The sequence below is a fragment of the Cryptosporangium phraense genome (assembly GCF_006912135.1).
Taxonomy (GTDB): Bacteria; Actinomycetota; Actinomycetes; order Mycobacteriales; family Cryptosporangiaceae; genus Cryptosporangium; species Cryptosporangium phraense.
Genome location: NZ_VIRS01000007.1, coordinates 89410 through 106633, shown reverse-complemented (window position 1 = coordinate 106633; position 17224 = coordinate 89410). Strand labels below are relative to the sequence as shown.

The window sequence follows — 17224 nt, the reverse complement described above, 5'->3', positions numbered from 1 at the left end:
AGGTGCGCGTGGACAGACGGGTGCTCTCGCGCCTGAAGACGATCTTCCTGCTCTACGCGCTGTTCACCGGCTGCGTCGGGATCCTGGCGACGCTGACCGCCCCGGCCGGGTCGGCCGCCGACCGGACGCTGATCGCCGTGGCCGTCGCCGGGCTGCTCGGCTATTGGGTGCTCGGCCGGGTCCGGGACCGGTTCAATCCCTGGCTCGAGCCGCTCGAGTGGGTGCTGGTCGCGGCGCCGTGCCTGGTCGTCGAGGGGGTGTCGGACAACGGGGTCTACTTCGGGGCGCTGTTGTTCCGCAGCTACTGGGGCACGTCCCGGCAGTTCGGGCTGCGGCTGATCCTGGTCCAGCTCGTCCCGGCGACCCGGCTGGTCGCCGGGGTCGTCGAGGGACGTCCGCTGCAGGCCCCGGAGTACGTCGCGGTCGTGCTGTTCGGGTTGCTCGTCCCGCCGATGGTCCGGTTCCTGCGCGGGATCGCCGAACAGAACGACCGCATGCGGACGCGCGAGCGCGCGCACCTGGCCGGGGCGGAACAGCTGGCCGCGGCGACCGACCGGACGGCGCTGGCCGAGGTCGCGGTGGCGATCGCGGCCGAGGTCGCGGCGGCGCCCGGATCCGTGCGGGTGCTGCTCGCGCTGTACGACCCGGCCCCTCGAGGCCAGGAGCCGCCCGGGCCGCCCGCGCCGCCCGGGCCGGGCGCGGTGGCCGGGCCGGGCGCCGTCGCGGGGTCTCGGCCGTTGCGGTTCGTCGCCGGGCACGGCCTGCCGGCGGGCGTCCTCGGGCGGAACGTCCGCGTCGACGCGGTGCCCGCCGACCTGGCCGCCCGGATGACCGGGCCGCACCCCGACTACCTCAGCCGGGAGGACTACGCGCGCCTGCAGGAGTCGACCGGCGTGCCGCCGGCCGCCGGCGGCCTGCTCGTCGCGCCGATCGCGGCCGCCGGACGCGCCTACGGCGTGCTCAGCGTCGCCGCCGACGACCGCCTGGCCGCGGACGCCCGGCTCAGCCTGGCGAACTGGGGCGTGCGCGTCGCCGAGGCGCTGCAGCGGCTCGAGCTGACCGCCGAGCTGACGTTCCGCGCCTACCACGACCCGCTGACCGGGCTCGCGAACCGGGCCCTGCTCGAGTCGCGGCTGGAGGACGCCCTCACCCGGATCGACACGTCCCCGGGCGCCGGGCGCGCCCCGGCACGGCCCGGCTCGGTCGCGTTGCTGCTCCTCGATCTGGACGGGTTCAAGCAGGTCAACGACGTCCACGGGCACCCGGCCGGCGACGAGCTGCTGCGCCGGATCGCCGAGCGGCTGCGCGCCTGCGTCCGGGACACCGACACGGTCGCCCGGCTCGGCGGCGACGAGTTCGCGATCCTGCTCACCGGCGTCGACGACCAGGGCCTGGTCGAGGCGACCGCGGACCGGGTCGTCGCGGCCATCCGGGAGCCGATCGACGTCGAGAGCGCGCGGGTCAGCGTCGGCGTGAGCGTCGGGGTCGCGGTGGCCGAGCCCGGCGGGCCGGTCGGGGTCCGGGAGCTGGTCCGGGCCGGTGACCAGGCCATGTACCACCGCAAGAGCCTCCGCACCGGCGGCTGGACCCGGTATCAGGCCCCGGTCGGCGCCTGAGCCTGGCCGCGTACCGCCCGGCGGAACCGGCCCGGCGAGACGCCCACGGTCCGGGCGAACGCGTGGCTGAACGAGCTCTCCGACGCGTACCCGAGCTCGGCCGCCAGCGCTGCGACCGTCGTGTCGGTCTCGCGCAGCGCCCGCTCGGCCAGCCGGATCCGCCACCGCGTCAGGTACGCGACCGGCGGCTGGCCCGACACCTCCCGGAACCGGGTCGCGAACCGGCTGCGTGACATCGCCGAGGCCCGGGCCAGCTCGTCGAGCCCCCAGGCCCGGCCCGGGTCGGTGTGCATCAGCGACAGCGCGGGCCGCAGGTCGGGGTCGGCCAGCACGGTCAGCCAGCCCGGCCGCGACGCCGTGCCCCGCTCCAGGACGGCCCGCAGCACCTGGACGAGCAGCAGTTGCGCGTACTGGTCGGCGGCGAAGTTCGCGCCCGGCCGGGTCGCCGCCCGCTCGTCCAGGAGCTGCTCGAGCAGGCGCAGGATCCCGTCGGCCTCGGACAGGACGGTCAGCCGGGGCAGGACCGCCAGCAGCAGCTCGTCGCCGCTGCGGTCCAGGTCGATGTGCCCGCCGATGACGACGGCGCCGTCGTCGGCGTCCCCCTGATCACCGAAACGGTCGAGCGGGCCGGGACCCGGGCGGACCGCCTCGGGTTCCTCGACCGGAGGGAGAGCCGGGTCGCTGCAGAGGACGAACGAGTCCAGCCGGTTGAAGACCGCGACGTTGCCCTGGGCGAGCCGCTGCGGCGGCCGGCCGTCGGCGACCAGCCAGCAGCGGCCGCGGACCAGACCCTTGAGCTTCAGCGCCGCGCTCGGCCGGAACCGGACCGACCAGTCGCCGGACGCGGTGAACCCGCCGGTGATGACGCAGCGGGCGCGCACCAGAGCGAGCGCGTCGGACAGGGGATCGGCGGTCACCCCGGAACTCTCGCGCAAGTTCCGGGGACGTGCAAGCATTCATAGTCTCGGCTCAGGTGGGCAAGGTTAGGGCATGGAATATCGCCAGCTAGGTAACTCAGGCCTGCGGATCTCGACCCTGACCATGGGCACGATGACGTTCGGCGGGTCCGGCAACTTCGCCGCGATCGGCAACACCGGCGTGGACGCCGCCCGGCGCCAGTTCGACCTCTGCCGCGACCACGGCGTGAACATCGTCGACACCGCGAACATGTACTCGGCGGGCGTGTCCGAGGAGATCGTCGGGGAGGCGCTGGAGAACAGCCGCGCCGACTGGCTGATCGCCACCAAGGTGCGCTTCCCGATGGGCGACGGGCCGAACGACGCCGGGCTGTCCCGGCACCACATCCTCAACCAGGCCGAGGCCAGCCTGCGCCGCCTGCGGACCGACTACATCGACCTCTACCAGCTGCACGAATGGGACGGGCACACCCGCCTGGAGGAGACCCTCGGCGCGCTCGAGACCCTCGTCCAGCAGGGCAAGGTCCGGTACGTCGGGGTCAGCAACTACACCGGGTGGCAGCTGCTGAAGGCGCTCGGCGTGGCCGAGCGCGACCGGCTGCCGCGGTTCTCGTCCGAGCAGATCTACTACTCGCTGCACGGCCGGGAGGCCGAGAACGAGCTGCTCCCCGCGGCCGTCGACCAGGGCCTCGGCGTGCTGGTCTGGAGCCCGCTCGCCGGTGGGTTGCTGTCCGGCAAGTACACCCGCGGTGACGACGGCCAGCTGCAGGGCCCGGCCGGTGGACGTCAGCTCTCGGACTGGAGCGAGCCGCCGATCGACTACCCGGACCGCCTGTTCGCCACGATCGACGTGATCCGCAAGATCGCCGACGGGCACGGCGTGTCCGGCGCGCAGGTGTCGCTGGCCTGGCTGCTGACCCGGCCCGCGGTGACGTCGCTGATCGTCGGCGCGCGCACCGAGGAGCAGCTGGCCGACAACCTGGCCGCCGCCGAACTGACGCTCAGCGACGACGAGGTGGCCGCGCTCGAGCAGGTCAGCCGGCCGCCGCTGCTCTACCCGTACTGGCACCAGCGGGCGGCCGCGTCCGACCGGCTCGGCGCACCCGACCGGGTGCTGCTCGACCCGTACCTGTAGCCGTGGCGCGCACCGACGGCCGCGGCCGGGCCGCCGCCGTCGGTGCGCTCACCGGCCTGGCGCTCGGCGACGCGCTCGGGATGCCGACGCAGAACCGGCCGCGGGCCTGGATCCTCGCCCGGTACGGGAAGGCGCTCGACGACCTGCACCCCGGGCCGGACGAGAACGAGATCAGCCGGGGGTTGCCGGCCGGGCGGGTCACCGACGACACGGATCAGGCGGTGATCGTCGGGTCGTTGTTCGCGGCCGGGGACGGATCGGTGGATCCGCCGGCCCTGGCCTCGGCGTTGCTGGACTGGGAAGACCGGATGCGGTCGGCCGGGTCGCTCGACCTGCTCGGGCCGTCGACGCGCCGGGCGCTGGCGGCGATCTCCGCCGGGGTGCCGGCCGAGGAGGCCGGGCGGACCGGCGACACGAACGGCGCGGCGATGCGGATCGCGCCGATCGGCGTCGGGGTGCCGGTCGAGCCGCTCGACCGGCTGGTGGACGCGGTCGAGGACGCGAGCCGGGCGACCCACCACACGGGGATCGCGATCGCCGGGGCCGCGGCGGTCGCGGCCGCGGTGAGCGCGGGCGTCGCCGGGTGGGGGATGGCCGAGTCGCTGGATGCGGCGGTGGCGGCGGCGCGGCTGGGGGCGGAGCGGGGGCATTACGTAGCGGGCGCGGACGTCGCCGCGCGCATCACCTGGGCCAGGGACCTGGTCGATTCAGCCGGGGAACCGCTCGACGCGGTGGCCGGGCTGGTCGGGACCGGGCTGGCGACGCAGGAGTCGGTCCCGGCCGCGCTGGCCGTCGCCGCGCTGTTCCCGGACTCCGTCTGGGACGCCACCCGGCACGCGGCCGCGCTGGGCGGCGACACCGACACGATCGCAGCGATGGCCGGCGCCGTCGTCGGGGCGCACACCGGGCTCGGCGCGGTGCCGCCGCGGATCCTCGGCCGCCTGCACGCGGCCAACCCCGGCCTCGCGCTCACTACGCTCGCCGACCGGCTCCTCGCGCTTCGTGACCGGCGCGCGGCCCGTACCTGAAACGCACGGTGCCGCCGGGCGACGGCTCGGTGAACAACAGGTCGGCCGCCCCGGATCACGGTACTGACGTGCTGAAATTCGGCCGTGATGACCGAGGACCCGCCGATGTGGTTCACGTCGGCGGACGATCGCGCCCGCGCCTGGCTCGACCGCGCCCCCGCGCCCGTCGACGTCGCGCTCCTCGCGGGCGGCCCCGGCCGCGTCGCCGACGTCGTCCTCGCCGACCTGGTGGCCTCCGGCCACCTGCGGATCGGTTCCGACGGCGGGATCGAACTGGTCTCGGCCGACGTTCCGGCGGACGCGTCGCTGCGGGCCGCGGTGGTGGACGTCGTACGCCGACGGCCGGGCTGCACGGTCGACGACGTCCGAGCCGGCATCGCCGGGGGCAGCGGGCTGCGGCCGGCCTGGGGCCGGTTGCGCCGGGCCGGGCTGCTGACCCGGCGCCTGCGCTACCAGGGGTCGGCGCGCGGACCGGTCTCGACGGCGGTGGTGCTGGGCCTCGGTGCGCTCGGCTACGTGCTGCTGGCCGCGCTGGTCGTTGCGGTGTTCGACGCGCTGAAGGTGGACTCACCGTCGGGCGCGGTGGCCGCGGGCATCGCCTGCCTGGCGTTACTCGTCGGCGGGATCGCCGCGCTGGTGCTGCTGACCCAGTGGCTGTCCGAGGTGGTACCGACGACCCGGGGCCCGGTCCACGACCCGCGGACCCCGGCCGGCCGGCGGGCCCTGGACCTGCTGCCGGACGACGGCCCGTACCGCGCGGCGCTGTCGGGGGCCTCGCTGGCCGGCCCGGCGCCGTCCGGGTCGGGAACGTCGTGGGGGTCGTACCGCTGGCGCGGGGGCCGGGTGGTGCTCCGCGACCGCGACCCGGACTGAAGTGCCGGCGACGCTGGCGCCCGGGCCGGATCTCGACAGGCGGTACGACCCGGACCGACGATGGCGGCATGCAACTCTCCGCGGCCGAGGCCCGGCGTCGTCTGACCGGCGCGCGCGTCGTCCGGCTGGCGACGGCGGACGCGGCCGGCGTGCCGCACCTGGTCCCGGCGACGTTCGCCGTCGTCGGCGAGACCGTCCTGATCGCGGTGGACGCCAAACCGAAGCGGCACACGCGGCTGAAGCGGCTGGCGAACATCGCCGAGAACCCGCGGGTCTCCCTGCTGGCCGACCATTACGACGACGACTGGGAACAGCTGTGGTGGGCCCGCGCCGACGGCACGGCCCGGGTGCTCGACGTCCCGGCGCCCGATCCGCTGGTCGCCAAGTACCCGCAGTACCGGGAGCGGCGCCCGGGCGGCCCGATGATCGAGATCGAGGTCACGCGCTGGAGCGGCTGGAGCTACTCCGGAATTGTTGACTGATCAACTATTGTTGGCGTCGTCATGGCGAAAAAAATCGGCTTTCTCAGCTTCGGGCACTGGCGTGACGTCACCGGCTCGCAGACTCGGTCGGCGGCGGACGCGTTGCACCAGTCCATCGATCTCGCCCAGGCCGCCGAGGAGATCGGCGTCGACGGGGCGTTCGTGCGCGTCCACCACTTCGAGCGTCAGCTCGCGTCGCCGTTCCCGCTGCTCGCGGCGATCGCGGCCCGGACGTCCCGGATCGAGATGGGCACCGGCGTCATCGACATGCGCTACGAGAACCCGCTGTACATGGCCGAGGAAGCCGCCGCGACCGACCTGATCGCCCGCGGACGCCTGCAGCTCGGCGTCAGCCGGGGCTCACCGGAGACGGCGCTGAACGGCGCCGAGTCGTTCGGCTACCGCGCGCCCGAGGGCTCGACCGTCGCCGACCTGGCCCGGTCGAAGACCGAGCTGTTCCTGGCCGCGATCCAGGGTGCCGCGGTCGCGACCACCGACCCGGCCCGCGCGGGCGTCCGGGCCGGCCTGAAGATCCAGCCGCAGTCCGAGGGCCTCGCCGAACGCATCTGGTGGGGCGCGGGCACCCGCGCGACCGCGGTCTGGGCCGCGTCGCTGGGGATGAACCTGCAGTCCTCGACGCTGCTCTCCGAGGACACCGGCGTGCCGTTCGACCAGCTCCAGGCCGAGCAGATCCGGCAGTACCGCGAGGCCTGGGCGACGCACGGCTGGGACCGGTCGCCGCTGGTGTCCGTGTCGCGCAGCGTGCTGCCGATCACGACCGACCTCGACCGGATGTACTTCGGCGACTCGGGGGAGGGCGACCAGGTCGGCCTGCTCGAGGGCGTCCGGGCCCGGTTCGGCCGCACGTACACCGGCGAGCCGGACGTGATCGCCGCCGAGCTGGCCGAGGACCAGGCCGTGCAGGACGCCGACTACGTGCTGTTCACCGTGCCGAACCAGCTCGGCGTGGAGTACAACGCCCGGATCCTGGCGACGATCGCCGAGCACGTGGCCCCGGCGATCGGCTGGAAGCCGGCGGTGGCGTCATAGCCCGTACGTTTTTCCGATGATGTCGCGCTGGATCTCGCTGGTGCCGCCGTACACCGTGCTGATCACCGACGCGCGGAGGATCTGCTCCATGCCGTACTCGGTCGCGTAGCCGTAGCCGCCCATCATCTGCATGCCTTCCAGCGCCATGGCCTTCGCGAACTCGGTCGCCTTCAGCTTCGCCATCGACGCCTCCCGCGGGAACAGCGTGCCGGGGTTGGCGTCGACCAGCTCGGCGGTCTGGTAGACGAGCAGCTTGACGCAGGTCAGCTCCGTCGCCAGGTCGGCGAGGCGGTGGCGCAGGGCCTGGAACGTCCCGATCGGACGGCCGAACTGCGTCCGCTCCTTGACGTACGCGAGCGTGTCGTCGAAGGCCCGCTCGGCCGTGCCGAGCATCAGCGCGGCCAACACCAGCCGCTCGAAGTTGAGCCCGGCCATCAGCTGCTTCCAGCCGTTGCCGACCTCCCCGACGACGGCCGACGTCGGCAGCACGCAGTCGGTGAAGTACAGGTCGTTGACCTCCTTGCCGCCCATTGTGTCGATGCCGCGGATGGTCAGGCCGGGGGCGTCGGTGGGGACGTTGAACATCGTCAAGCCCTGGTGGCCGGAACCGGACGTGCGGGCGACGAGCAGGATGTGGTCGGCGATGTGGGCGTTCGAGCACCAGGTCTTCTGCCCGTTGATGAGCCACTCGCCGTCGCGTTCCTCGGCCCGGCAGCTGAGCGCGGCCACATCGGACCCGGCGCCCGGCTCCGACATCGAGATCGACTCGACCGCGCCGGCCGCGATGCCGCCCAGGATCTGCTTCTTCTGCTCCTCGGTGCCGAACCGCTCGTAGGCGCCGGCCACGATGATCGACGTCGCGAAGCCGCCGATCGGGGCGAGCGCCTTGCCGGTTTCTTCGAGGAACAGGCACAGCTCGACGGCACCGCCGCCGGAGCCGCCGTAGGCCTCGGGGAGGCCGGCGCCGAGGTAGCCCAGGTCGGCCATTTTTCGGTAGAGGGGTTGGCTGTGGCGGCCGCCGTCGGGGGCCAGGGCGTCGCGTTGTTCGCGGGTGCCGGCCTCGCGATGGCAGAAGTCGGCGACCGCGGCGGCGAACGCGCGCTGCTCGTCGGTGAGGTCGGGTGTCATCGGGGCCTCCGAGGGGGTGTCGTTGGCTTGAATGTTAAATACCAAATATATTTGGTTCGCCGGGATATGGGTTCGTTTTTCGGCCGCGGTGGCTGGCCTGGGTTGCGGCGGTCGGCGTGGTGGGTCGGCTTTCGGCCGTTAGGGACGGTTGCTGTTTCGGGACGGGCTCTCGGTCGGTTGTTGGACGAGGTGGCCGCGACGATTCGAGGCTTGGCTGCCTTGGTTCCGAGCGGATGCCGCGCCGCCTGGATGTATTGACGACCGGGGCGGCGGCTGTTGCAGGTTTCGGCTGGTGGGGCGAGGTGGCCGGTTAGCGCTCGTCCCAGAAGGCGATGCTGTCCAGGTGTGCCTGGAGGCGCTCGGCACCGTCGGTGAAGTGACGGGTCATCACCTCGGTCGCGCGGGCGCCGTCGCGGGCAGCGAGCGCCTCGAGCAGGGCGTCGTGGGTGGCCAGCATCGACGCTCGCCAGTCCGGGTCGGACGAGTAGAGGCGGACCGGCGTGTAACGGGTCGCGGTGTGCAGGAACCAGGAGAGCTTGCGGGCGTCGGCGATCCGGTTGAGTGTGCGGTGGAAGTCGTATTCGCGCTGCTCGATGTCGGCCGGGTCGGTGGCGTCGCGGAGGCCGTCGGCCTGAGTGCGGAGGTCGGCGAGTTCGGGGTCGGAGATGGCCGCTGCGGCGCGGGCGGCCAGCCGGCCGGCTAGGTGGGCCTGCAGGTCGAAGATGTCCGCGACGTCCTGGTGCGACAGCGGCGCGACCCGGTAGCCGCGGCGGTGCTCGAGTTCGACCATGTCCTCGCCGCGCAGGGTCAGCAGCGCCTCGCGGACCGGGGTGATGCTGACGCCGAGCGTGGCGGCGACTTCTTCGAGGCGGATGAATTCACCTGGGCGGAGTTCGCCGGACATGATCAGGTCGCGGAGGTAGACGACGACCTCTTCGGACAGCTGGGGGCGGGCCAGCCGTGCCGGGCGGCGGGCGCGGGTGCCGGCGGCCGGCGTCGTCATACGGACTCCTTTTTGGGGGAGCATCTGGCGGCAAGATATCAAATATAGGAGTGGGGAGCGTGGGGACGTCCTGCTGTGAGCCGCTCGACGAGCGGATGCTGGCCGCGTTCGGGCGCTGGCCACGCCTGTTTGGGTGGCGGGGATGCGGCCGGTGTTTGTGCGGACGTTGTCGCCGCGGTAGCGCGCTCGGGGGTCGGGCGGGATCTGGGCGGCTATCGGTCGCGAGGCCACGATAGTGGCTCGGCCTGCGGAGGCTTCATTCTGGGGTTCTGGCGGTGGCACTGGCCGGGGTCGGGCGCCTCGGGCGCAGTCCCGTCGGTCATTGCAGTGCTGAGCGGGTGCGGGTCGGTGGTCTCGGGACCGCGTTCGGGGGCTTTGGGCGGGCGGCTCGTGCGCAGTTTGCGCTTTCGGTGGTCCGGGGCACGGGACCCTGCTGTTCCACGTTGCGGGCTCGGCGTAATCAAAAAGGCGGAGGAGGCCGGGAGGCGCGGCCGAGCGCCGAACGGAGCGGGGGTCAGCGGTACAGGTCTTCGATCAGGTCGGCGTGGCGGTCGTGGATCGTCTTGCGCTTGAGCTTCAGGGTGGGGGTGAGCTCGCCGGACTCCGGGCTGAGCGGGCCCGGGAGGACGCGGAACGTCTTCACCTGCTCGGGCCGGGCGAGGCGGGCGTTGGCGGCGTCGACCGCGGTCTGGAGCTCGGCGAGGACCGTCGGGTGTTCGGCGAGGGCCTTCGGGTCGGCGGCCTCGATGCCGTTGGCGGCCGCCCAGGCCGGGGCGGCTTCCTCGTCCAGGCTGATTAGGGCGGTGACGTACGGGCGGCGGTCGCCGATCGCGATCGCGTAGCCGATCAGGGGATGCGTGCGCAGCAGGTTCTCGATCTGGGCGGGCGCGACGTTCTTCCCGCTGGCGGTGATGAGAAGTTCCTTCTTGCGGTCGGTGATCGTGAGGAACCCGTCGTCGTCGAGTGTCCCGATGTCGCCGGTGGCCAGCCATCCGTCGGCGTCCGTGACCGGCGCGACGGAACCGTCGGCCTGCAGATAGCCGAGGCACACGAGCGGCCCACGGACGAGGATCTCGCCGTCGTCGGCGAGCCGGACCTCCATTCCGACGTTGGGGACGCCGACGGTGCCGATCCGGAAGCGGTCGGGCGTGTTGATCGTCGCGGTGCCGGTGGTCTCGGTCATGCCCCAGACCTCGAACACGTCGACGCCGAGGCCGGCCAGGAAGCGGAGCACGTCGACCGGGATCGGGGCGGCGCCGCTGCCGGCCCAGGACACGTTGTCGAGTCCGAGGAGGGCGCGGATCGGCCTCAGAACGTTTTCGTCCGCGGCGGCTAGGCGGGCGGCCAGGTCGGGCGGGACGGACTCGCCGTTCTCGCGGAGGCGGGAGCTCTCCAGCGCCAGCGCGGACGCGTTCGTGACCGCGTCGCGGACCGTGAGGTCGGCGGTCGCGAGGTAGCCCTGCAGGGCGGCGACCATCTTCTCCCAGACGCGGGGGACGCCGAAGAACGAGTGCGGGCGGACGGTCTGCAGTGCCGCGGCGGCGCCGCTCGGATCGGGGACGATGTTGACGGTGCCGGCGCGGTAGATCGGGATGTAGATCCCGAGGACCCGCTCGGCGATGTGGGCCAGCGGGAGGTAGGCGATGGTCGGGGCGTGCGGGGGCGCGTCGACCAGGAGCTCGAGCGCGACCGCCTGGTGCAGCACGTTGCGGTGGCTGAGCACGACACCTTTGGGGTCGCCGGTGGTGCCGGACGTGTAGAGCAGGGTGACCGGGTCGTCCGGGGTGACGGCGGCCCAGGCGGCGTCGAAGGCGCCCGGGTCGGTCGCGTAGCGGGCCGCGCCCGCGGCCTCGACCGCGGTGAGCGTTTCTACGCGATCGTCGGGTTGTTCGGCGTCGATCATCACGATGGCGCGGAGGCCGGGCAGGTCGTGCCGGACCGGGGACCAGCGGGCGAGGTGATCGGCGTTCTCGACGATCAGGACCGTGGCCTGGCTGTGCTGCCCGAGGTACTGCAGCTGGGGGGTGCTGAGCGTCGCGTAGGTCGTGCAGGGGACCGCGCCGAGGTGGACCGCGGCCAGGTCGGCCACCCAGTGCTCGATACGGCTGGAGGCGGAGATCAGCATCCGGTCGCCGCGGCGTAAGCCGAGCTCGGCGAGTCCGAGGCTGAGGGCGGCGACCCGATCGCGGAGAGCGCCCCAGGTGATGGTCGCGCCCGAGCCGTCGAGCATGGCGAGCGCGGGGCGGTCGGGGAACTCGCGGGCGTTCGAGCGGAGCAGGATCGGGATCGTCAGCTCGGCGGTGGCCGCCGCGCATTCGTCGGCAAGGGACATCGGTGACCTCCCGGTGCCGGCTGACGGCTCCGGGACGCTTTCGACGACTCGGGCCGCCCACGATGGCCGGCGCTGGCTTCAGTGGGGCGAGCTGGCAGCACTGTAAACCACGGTTAACTTTCTTGGAGTGCTGTTGGGCGAACGCCTCGGCGCGCGAGTTGTCCACACGGTTCATCGGGCGACGGCATCGGCTGTGGACGACGCGTTCGCCGGCGGTTCGCGGGCTTAGCGTCGCGGGCATGCCCGACTACCCGGATCTCGCCGAGATCGCTGACCTGCCGCCCGGCCCCGAGCTGGCCTTTGCGCTGGTCGCGGTGCACCCCCGGAAGCGGAGCCGGGGCGTGGCCGCGACCGAGTTACCCGAAGTGCTGCCGGACATCGCCGGTCAGGTCGTGATCGCCAAGTGCTGGCAACGGCTGGCGGCGTGGGTCGACTCGCAGATGAACGCGGCGATCCTCGACATCGCCGGGCGCGAACCGGTCGGTAACGGCCTGCACGGCTCGAACGACGAGGACGACTGGGGCCGGGAGGAGGTGTCCGCCGCGCTGCGGATGTCCGCCCAGGGAGCCGCGGAGCGCATCGACGTGGCCCGCGTCCTCGCGACCCGGCGGTTCCAGACCGGCCGGGCACTCGAGGAGGGCCAGATCACCTACCGGCACGCCGTCGAGATCGTCAAGGGCCTCGAACCGCTCGAGGACGACGAAGCGGCGGAGGAGGCCGAACGTCGGCTGCTGGACTCGGCGCGGAAGAAGACGCCGGCACAGACCGGCACCCGCGCCCGGCGGGAGGTGATCAAGGCCGATCCCGACGGCGCGGAGCGCCGACGGCGGCGCGCCCGGACCGGTCGGCGGGTCGACTTCTTTCCGCTGCCCGATGCGATGACCGAGATTCGTGCGTTCGTTCCGGCCGAGGGCGCCTCGCGGGTGCGGGCGACGCTCGATCGGCTCGCCGGTCGGTCGCGGGTCAAGGGCGACAAGCGGACGATCGACCAGCGGCGGGCGGACGCCTTCGTGGCGTTGGCCGAGCTCGGAAGGCTCGCCGTGGATCATCCGATGTGGCGCGGCGAGGACCGCCCGGAGACGCCGTCGGAGGAGGGCGGACCGGATCCGCTGGCTCAGCAGTGGGCCACGGCCGTGGCCGGCATCGTGATGGGGAAGCGGGCCGCGGCGCCGCGGGTGGCGCTGGTCGCGCCGCTGAGTACCGTGCTCGGCGCTACCCACGAGCCCGGGAACCTGACCGGGTACGGGCCGGTGCCGCCGGCCGTCGCTCGGGAGTTGGCCGGTGACGGGCAGTGGGAGCGGTGGCTGGCCGACCGGCGGGGTGTCGTCACTGATGTCGGGCGGGCGGTGTACCGGCCACCGGCGCCACTTGCGGCGTTGATCCGGGCCATCTATCCGACGTGCATGTTCCCGGGGTGTTCTCAGCCGTCGTATCGGTGCGACCTCGACCACAACGTGCGGCGGGTCGATGGGGGGACGACCGATCCGGACAATTTGGTGCCGCTGTGTCGGCGGCACCACCGGGCCAAGGACGAGGGCGGGTGGCGCGTCGATCATGATGCGGACCGGAAGGTGTGTACGTGGACCAGCCCGGCGGGGCATGTGTACACGGTCGAGGCGCCCACGCATTCGTTGGATGAGGACGACGACCTTCCGGTGGACGTGGCGGATCGGGAAGCGCCGTTGATGACGATGTCGGACGGGGCGGATGGTGCCGGGGCGGAGGCGGCGGCAGGGGCCGCGGCAGGGCCGGCGGCAGGGGCCGCGGCGGCCTCGGACCCGGACGAGCCGCCGCCTTTCTGAGCGCGGGTTGACCGTGGCACGGTCACCGGGCCCACACGGAACGCCGTGGGCCCGGGTACCGGCATGCCCGCTGGCGGGCCGGACGCGGTCATAGGGATGGCGAAGGCCGGACGACCCGGAGCCTTCGGCTGGGCTCCTCAGGGTCGGTGCAGGACCGACAGGGCCAGCGTGGTCACCACCGGCCGGAACTCCTCCGGCGCCGCCGGATCGGTCGCGCCGCCGAGGTCGGTGACGACGTTGTGGGCAGCATGCACCAGCAGGCGCGCGTCCGGCGTGGACAGACCGGGCCGCACACCCTCGAGCAGCCGCACCCACTGCTCCACCTGCTCGCGCTGGATCCGGCGCAGCTCGTGCCGGTCCCGGTCGGGCAGGTTGTTGTTCTCGGCGAGGTACACGGCGACCAGGTCCCGGTGCTCGAACGTCAGCGCGACGAATCCGTTCACCAAGCGGCGCAGCGCGTCCTCGCCGTCGCCGGCGGCGTCGCTCAGCGAGCTGGCGGTGCTGGTCGCGACCTGGTCCGCGGCCCGGTGGTAGGCCGCGGCGAGCAGATCGCTCTTGCCCGGGAAGTACCGGTACAGGCTGGAGGCGCGGAGCCCGGCGGCGCGGCCGATGTCCTCCATCCCGACCGCGTGGTAGCCGTTCTGGTGGAACAGCCGGATCGCGGTCGCCAGCACGGTCTCCCGTCGGGACTCGGCGTCTTCTGCCGCACGGCGGCTGCGTCCGGGCCCGAGTGCGCTGACGGGAGCCGACTCCGATCGCGTGAGATCGGGGACGTCGGCGCGTAGCAGGGCCCACCCGGCCCGGCGCAGCAGATCGGTGGCCCTCGCCCGCGCGGCGGGCGCGCGGTGCGTCGACAGGCTCGCGATCGCGCTGAACGCGGCCCGGGTCAGCAGCCGGGCCTGGGCCCGGTCGAGCTCCGGCCGGACCGCCCGGACGCGGTCGCTCACCCGGTCGATCAGTGCCGCGAGGCCGTGCCGGAACTCGGCCCGGTGCTCGGCCGACAGGTAGCGGTTCTCCCACTGGTAGAGGCCGGTGACCCGCCGTTGCTCCAGGCTGAGGACCGCGAGTGCGTCCAGCACGCCGTCGACCTGCCGCTCCGGGTCGTCCGACGCGCTCAGCGCGGTGTCGACGGCGGTCCGGACGGACGTGCCGAGCTCGCGCGTCGCGTGGACGAGCATCGCGTACTTGTTCGGGAAGTGCCGGTAGATCGCGGGGCCGGTGATGCCGACGACGCCGGCGATCTCGTCCACCCCGACGCCGTGGTACCCCCGCGCGCAGAACAGCTCGGCCGCCGCCAGGGCGATCTGAGCTTTCCGGTTCTTCGGACGCTTCACAGGCGTCTGCCGCACTGCGTCCGTGGGGTCCTCCGGGCGTCGCGCGTGGTCGTACGGGACGCCTCGAAGTTACTCGCCCGGACCGCGCCCGGGGTTCCGACCGGTCAGATCAGCGGTCGTCCCTTCCTGATGCGCTGCCGGACGTCCCACAACAGGTAGTTGAACGGGAAGGTCCGCAACGCGGCCGGTTGCCGTCGGGACACCGTTCCGATCGTCCGCATCAGGCGGTCGAAGCGCCGCTGGCCGCGCGCGTCCCAGCGCAGGTGCATCTGGTCGCGGAACTCCGGCGGGAGGAACCCGGTCGTGACGAACGTGTTGAACGCGGCGAGCGGGGCGCCGACCGCGCGCGGGAGATAGCTGAGCTCTACCAGGTGCCGCAGGTGCTCGCGGACCGTGTCGTCGATGTGGACGTGGGTCATCTCGGCGTCCCAGTAGCGCTGGAAGGCCTCCCGGTCGCGCGGCCACATCGATTCCCGGACCTGCAGCGTGGTACCGAGCGTGTGCGAGCGGCGGTAGATCTCGGCCGCCTCGGCCTCGGTCATCGCGCCTCCGAGCGCGGTTTGGACGTCCTCGAAGCCGCGGTAGAGGCAGGCGGCGACCCAGAGCTGGAGCTTGGGGTCCATCGCCGAGTAGCGGACCGGGCTGTCCGGGGTCGAGAACACCTGGCGGTGGGCGACGGTGACCGCGGCCCGGTACGCGGCCTTGTCCTCCGGCGAGCCGAGCATCGCCACGGCCAGATAGGAGAGGGTCGTGCGGGTGCGCTTGATCGGATGGTCGAAGAGCCGGCCGCTCTCGACGCGGCTCTCGGCGACGCCGTACCCCACGCCGGGGCGCGCCAGCTGCATGATCACGTTCGCGCCGGCGGCCAGGAGTCCCGCGCCGTTCACGATCGCGCGTAAATCGATCTCGGTTCCGTGCGTCGCCATCGCCAACTCCGGATTTTTGAATACATCTGTTATCAGATACCGCGGCCCCGGATGTCAAGATGGGCGCCATGACCGACGGAACGCTCCGGACGTACGGCGGTGTCGCCGGCGACGCGAGGGCGGCCGAGCGGCGCGCGAAACTGCTGGACGCGGGCCTGGACCTGCTCGGCGCACCCGACGGCCCGGGCGAGCTGACCGTCCGCGGCGTCTGCCGCCGCACCGGCCTCACCGCCCGGTACTTCTACGAGAGCTTCGCCGATCGCGACGCGCTCACCGTCGCCGTGTACGACGGCGTCGTGGCCGGCCTCGGCGCTGACCTGCTCGCGGCGGTCGAGGCCGCGCCCCGGACGGCCCCGGGCCGGGCCCGGGCCGGGCTCGCGACGCTGGTTCGCCGCATCACCGAGGACCCGCGGCGCGGGCGGTTGCTGTTCGCCCGCTCGCTCGGCGCCAGTCCGGTCGTCGCGGCCCGCCGGGCCGAGTCGACGCGCTGGTTCGTCGAGCTGCTGACCGCCGAGGTCCGGTCCTTCTACCGGATCGAACGCACGCCGCGGGTCGACGTCGCGGCCGAACTGCTCGTCGGCGGGGTCGCGCAGATCCTGACGTCCTTGCTCGACGGCCAGCTCGACGTCCCGGCCGACGCCCTGGTCGATCATTGCGTCGACTTGTTCCTCGCGATCGCCGGGGAGCGGCCTCCCTAGGCCCTAGGCTGTGGCCCGGACCACAGTGGACCGTCGAGCGGGGACAACACCATGACGGACCGGACCGGCGTCGACGCCAGCACACCGCAGACCGCGCGCATCTGGAACTACCTGCTCGGCGGCGTCGACAACTACGCGGTCGACCGCGCCGTGGGCGACGAGATCATCGCCGGCCTCCCGCACCTGGCCGAGAACGCCCGGCTGTCCCGGGCCTTCCTCAACCGCGCCGTGCGCTACCTCGCCGGCGACGCCGGCGTCCGACAGTTCCTCGACGTCGGGTCCGGCCTGCCGGCCGCGAGCGCCACGCACGAGGTCGCCCGAGGGGTCGCGCGCGACGCGCGCGTCGTCTACGTCGACTACGACCCGCTGGTCGCGGCCCACGCCCGCGTCCTCCTCCGCCGCGACGGAAGCGAGCACAGTGCGGAGCGCGCCGCGGGCGCCGAAGGCGCCGAGGGCGGCAACGCCATCGACTACCTCAACGCCGACATGCGCGACGCCGCCACGATCCTCCGCGACGCCTCCCGCACGCTCGACCTCACCGAGCCCGTCGGGCTCCTGCTGATGGGCGTCCTCGGCCACGTCGAGTCGGACGCCGAGGCGAAGGCCATCGTCGACGCCCTTCTCGACGGGCTGGCGCCGGGCAGCTACCTCGCGCTGTACGACGGCAGCGACACCAGCGCCGCGAACAACGAGGCCGTGCGGATCTGGAACCTCTCGGCCAACCCGAAGTACCACCTGCGCAGCCCGGCTCGCCTCGCCGCGCTGTTCGACGATCTGGACCTGATCGAGCCGTGCGTCGTCTCGGTGACCCACTGGCACCCCGAGAACGCGGCCGGCCCGCGCCCCGACGCCATCGACCAGTACTGCGGCGTCGGCCGGAAACCCGTCCGCTAGACCGGA

15 protein-coding genes are annotated in these 17224 nt (G+C 73.1%); 9 read left to right on the top strand and 6 right to left on the bottom strand.

Going from position 1 to position 17224, the window contains the following annotated elements; all coding sequences use genetic code 11:
• Nucleotides 1-8: 8 nt before the first annotated feature.
• Nucleotides 9-1616, top strand: a complete 1608-nt coding sequence (locus FL583_RS40870) for a GGDEF domain-containing protein (protein WP_205752058.1) — start codon at nucleotides 9-11, stop codon at nucleotides 1614-1616.
• Here the strand turns inward: FL583_RS40870 and FL583_RS12220 are convergent.
• Nucleotides 1595-2533, bottom strand: a complete 939-nt coding sequence (locus tag FL583_RS12220) for an AraC family transcriptional regulator (protein WP_170323615.1) — start codon at nucleotides 2531-2533, stop codon at nucleotides 1595-1597. The genes FL583_RS40870 and FL583_RS12220 overlap by 22 nt on opposite strands.
• A 73-nt stretch (nucleotides 2534-2606) precedes the next feature.
• Here FL583_RS12220 and FL583_RS12215 point away from each other — a divergent pair, with 73 nt between their 5' ends.
• From FL583_RS12215 to FL583_RS12195, 5 genes are all read left to right on the top strand, one after another.
• The gene (locus FL583_RS12215; RefSeq protein WP_142704713.1) at nucleotides 2607-3668 is read left to right on the top strand and encodes an aldo/keto reductase; all 1062 of its coding nucleotides are present in this window, start codon (nucleotides 2607-2609) and stop codon (nucleotides 3666-3668) included.
• Nucleotides 3669-3670: 2 nt separating this feature from the next.
• The gene (locus tag FL583_RS12210) at nucleotides 3671-4696 is read left to right on the top strand and encodes an ADP-ribosylglycohydrolase family protein (protein ID WP_205752057.1); all 1026 of its coding nucleotides are present in this window, start codon (nucleotides 3671-3673) and stop codon (nucleotides 4694-4696) included.
• Between the two features lie 87 nt (nucleotides 4697-4783).
• Nucleotides 4784-5569, top strand: coding sequence for a TIGR04222 domain-containing membrane protein (locus tag FL583_RS12205; protein ID WP_240746669.1), 786 nt, complete (start codon nucleotides 4784-4786; stop codon nucleotides 5567-5569).
• Nucleotides 5570-5637: 68 nt separating this feature from the next.
• Nucleotides 5638-6051 carry a TIGR03668 family PPOX class F420-dependent oxidoreductase gene (locus FL583_RS12200; RefSeq protein WP_142704711.1) on the top strand — a complete coding sequence of 138 codons (414 nt, stop codon included), beginning with the start codon at nucleotides 5638-5640 and terminating at the stop codon, nucleotides 6049-6051.
• A gap of 21 nt (nucleotides 6052-6072) precedes the next feature.
• Complete coding sequence (locus FL583_RS12195; protein ID WP_142704710.1) at nucleotides 6073-7101, top strand: LLM class flavin-dependent oxidoreductase; 1029 nt, start codon at nucleotides 6073-6075, stop codon at nucleotides 7099-7101.
• On the opposite strand, the gene FL583_RS12190 is transcribed toward FL583_RS12195, so the two are convergent.
• The 3 genes from FL583_RS12190 to FL583_RS12180 all read right to left on the bottom strand — a co-directional run bounded on the left by FL583_RS12190 (nucleotide 7096) and on the right by FL583_RS12180 (nucleotide 11564).
• On the bottom strand, nucleotides 7096-8229 hold the full coding sequence (locus tag FL583_RS12190; RefSeq protein ID WP_142704709.1) for an acyl-CoA dehydrogenase family protein: 1134 nt from the start codon (nucleotides 8227-8229) through the stop codon (nucleotides 7096-7098). The two genes, FL583_RS12195 and FL583_RS12190, sit on opposite strands and share 6 nt — an antisense overlap.
• Nucleotides 8230-8539: 310 nt before the next feature.
• The gene (locus FL583_RS12185; protein WP_142704708.1) at nucleotides 8540-9232 is read right to left on the bottom strand and encodes a GntR family transcriptional regulator; all 693 of its coding nucleotides are present in this window, start codon (nucleotides 9230-9232) and stop codon (nucleotides 8540-8542) included.
• Between the two features lie 514 nt (nucleotides 9233-9746).
• Nucleotides 9747-11564: an AMP-dependent synthetase/ligase gene (locus FL583_RS12180; RefSeq protein ID WP_142704707.1), complete on the bottom strand. Its 1818-nt coding sequence runs from the start codon at nucleotides 11562-11564 to the stop codon at nucleotides 9747-9749.
• 239 nt (nucleotides 11565-11803) lie between these two features.
• On the opposite strand from FL583_RS12180, the gene FL583_RS12175 reads away from it, so the two are divergent.
• Nucleotides 11804-13366: an HNH endonuclease signature motif containing protein gene (locus tag FL583_RS12175; RefSeq protein WP_170323614.1), complete on the top strand. Its 1563-nt coding sequence runs from the start codon at nucleotides 11804-11806 to the stop codon at nucleotides 13364-13366.
• Between the two features lie 137 nt (nucleotides 13367-13503).
• Here the strand turns inward: FL583_RS12175 and FL583_RS12170 are convergent, their stop codons facing one another.
• Nucleotides 13504-14700 carry a TetR/AcrR family transcriptional regulator gene (locus tag FL583_RS12170; RefSeq protein ID WP_170323613.1) on the bottom strand — a complete coding sequence of 399 codons (1197 nt, stop codon included), beginning with the start codon at nucleotides 14698-14700 and terminating at the stop codon, nucleotides 13504-13506.
• A gap of 104 nt (nucleotides 14701-14804) precedes the next feature.
• A complete protein-coding gene (locus tag FL583_RS12165) occupies nucleotides 14805-15626 on the bottom strand; it encodes an oxygenase MpaB family protein (protein WP_142704704.1) in 822 nt (273 codons plus the stop codon).
• A gap of 68 nt (nucleotides 15627-15694) precedes the next feature.
• Here FL583_RS12165 and FL583_RS12160 point away from each other — a divergent pair, with 68 nt between their 5' ends.
• A complete protein-coding gene (locus FL583_RS12160; RefSeq protein ID WP_142704703.1) occupies nucleotides 15695-16324 on the top strand; it encodes a TetR/AcrR family transcriptional regulator in 630 nt (209 codons plus the stop codon).
• A 51-nt stretch (nucleotides 16325-16375) separates the two neighbouring features.
• Nucleotides 16376-17218, top strand: a complete 843-nt coding sequence (locus tag FL583_RS12155; RefSeq protein WP_142704702.1) for an SAM-dependent methyltransferase — start codon at nucleotides 16376-16378, stop codon at nucleotides 17216-17218.
• Nucleotides 17219-17224 lie beyond the last annotated feature (6 nt).

Coding starts and splice junctions, on each gene's coding strand:
- FL583_RS12215 (WP_142704713.1), top strand. CDS start 2,607: ATGGAATATCGCCAGCTAGGTAACTCAGGCCTGCGGATCTCGACCCTG.
- FL583_RS12205 (WP_240746669.1), top strand. CDS start 4,784: ATGACCGAGGACCCGCCGATGTGGTTCACGTCGGCGGACGATCGCGCC.
- FL583_RS12200 (WP_142704711.1), top strand. CDS start 5,638: ATGCAACTCTCCGCGGCCGAGGCCCGGCGTCGTCTGACCGGCGCGCGC.
- FL583_RS12195 (WP_142704710.1), top strand. CDS start 6,073: ATGGCGAAAAAAATCGGCTTTCTCAGCTTCGGGCACTGGCGTGACGTC.
- FL583_RS12190 (WP_142704709.1), bottom strand. CDS start 8,229: ATGACACCCGACCTCACCGACGAGCAGCGCGCGTTCGCCGCCGCGGTC.
- FL583_RS12185 (WP_142704708.1), bottom strand. CDS start 9,232: ATGACGACGCCGGCCGCCGGCACCCGCGCCCGCCGCCCGGCACGGCTG.
- FL583_RS12180 (WP_142704707.1), bottom strand. CDS start 11,564: ATGTCCCTTGCCGACGAATGCGCGGCGGCCACCGCCGAGCTGACGATC.
- FL583_RS12175 (WP_170323614.1), top strand. CDS start 11,804: ATGCCCGACTACCCGGATCTCGCCGAGATCGCTGACCTGCCGCCCGGC.
- FL583_RS12165 (WP_142704704.1), bottom strand. CDS start 15,626: ATGGCGACGCACGGAACCGAGATCGATTTACGCGCGATCGTGAACGGC.
- FL583_RS12160 (WP_142704703.1), top strand. CDS start 15,695: ATGACCGACGGAACGCTCCGGACGTACGGCGGTGTCGCCGGCGACGCG.
- FL583_RS12155 (WP_142704702.1), top strand. CDS start 16,376: ATGACGGACCGGACCGGCGTCGACGCCAGCACACCGCAGACCGCGCGC.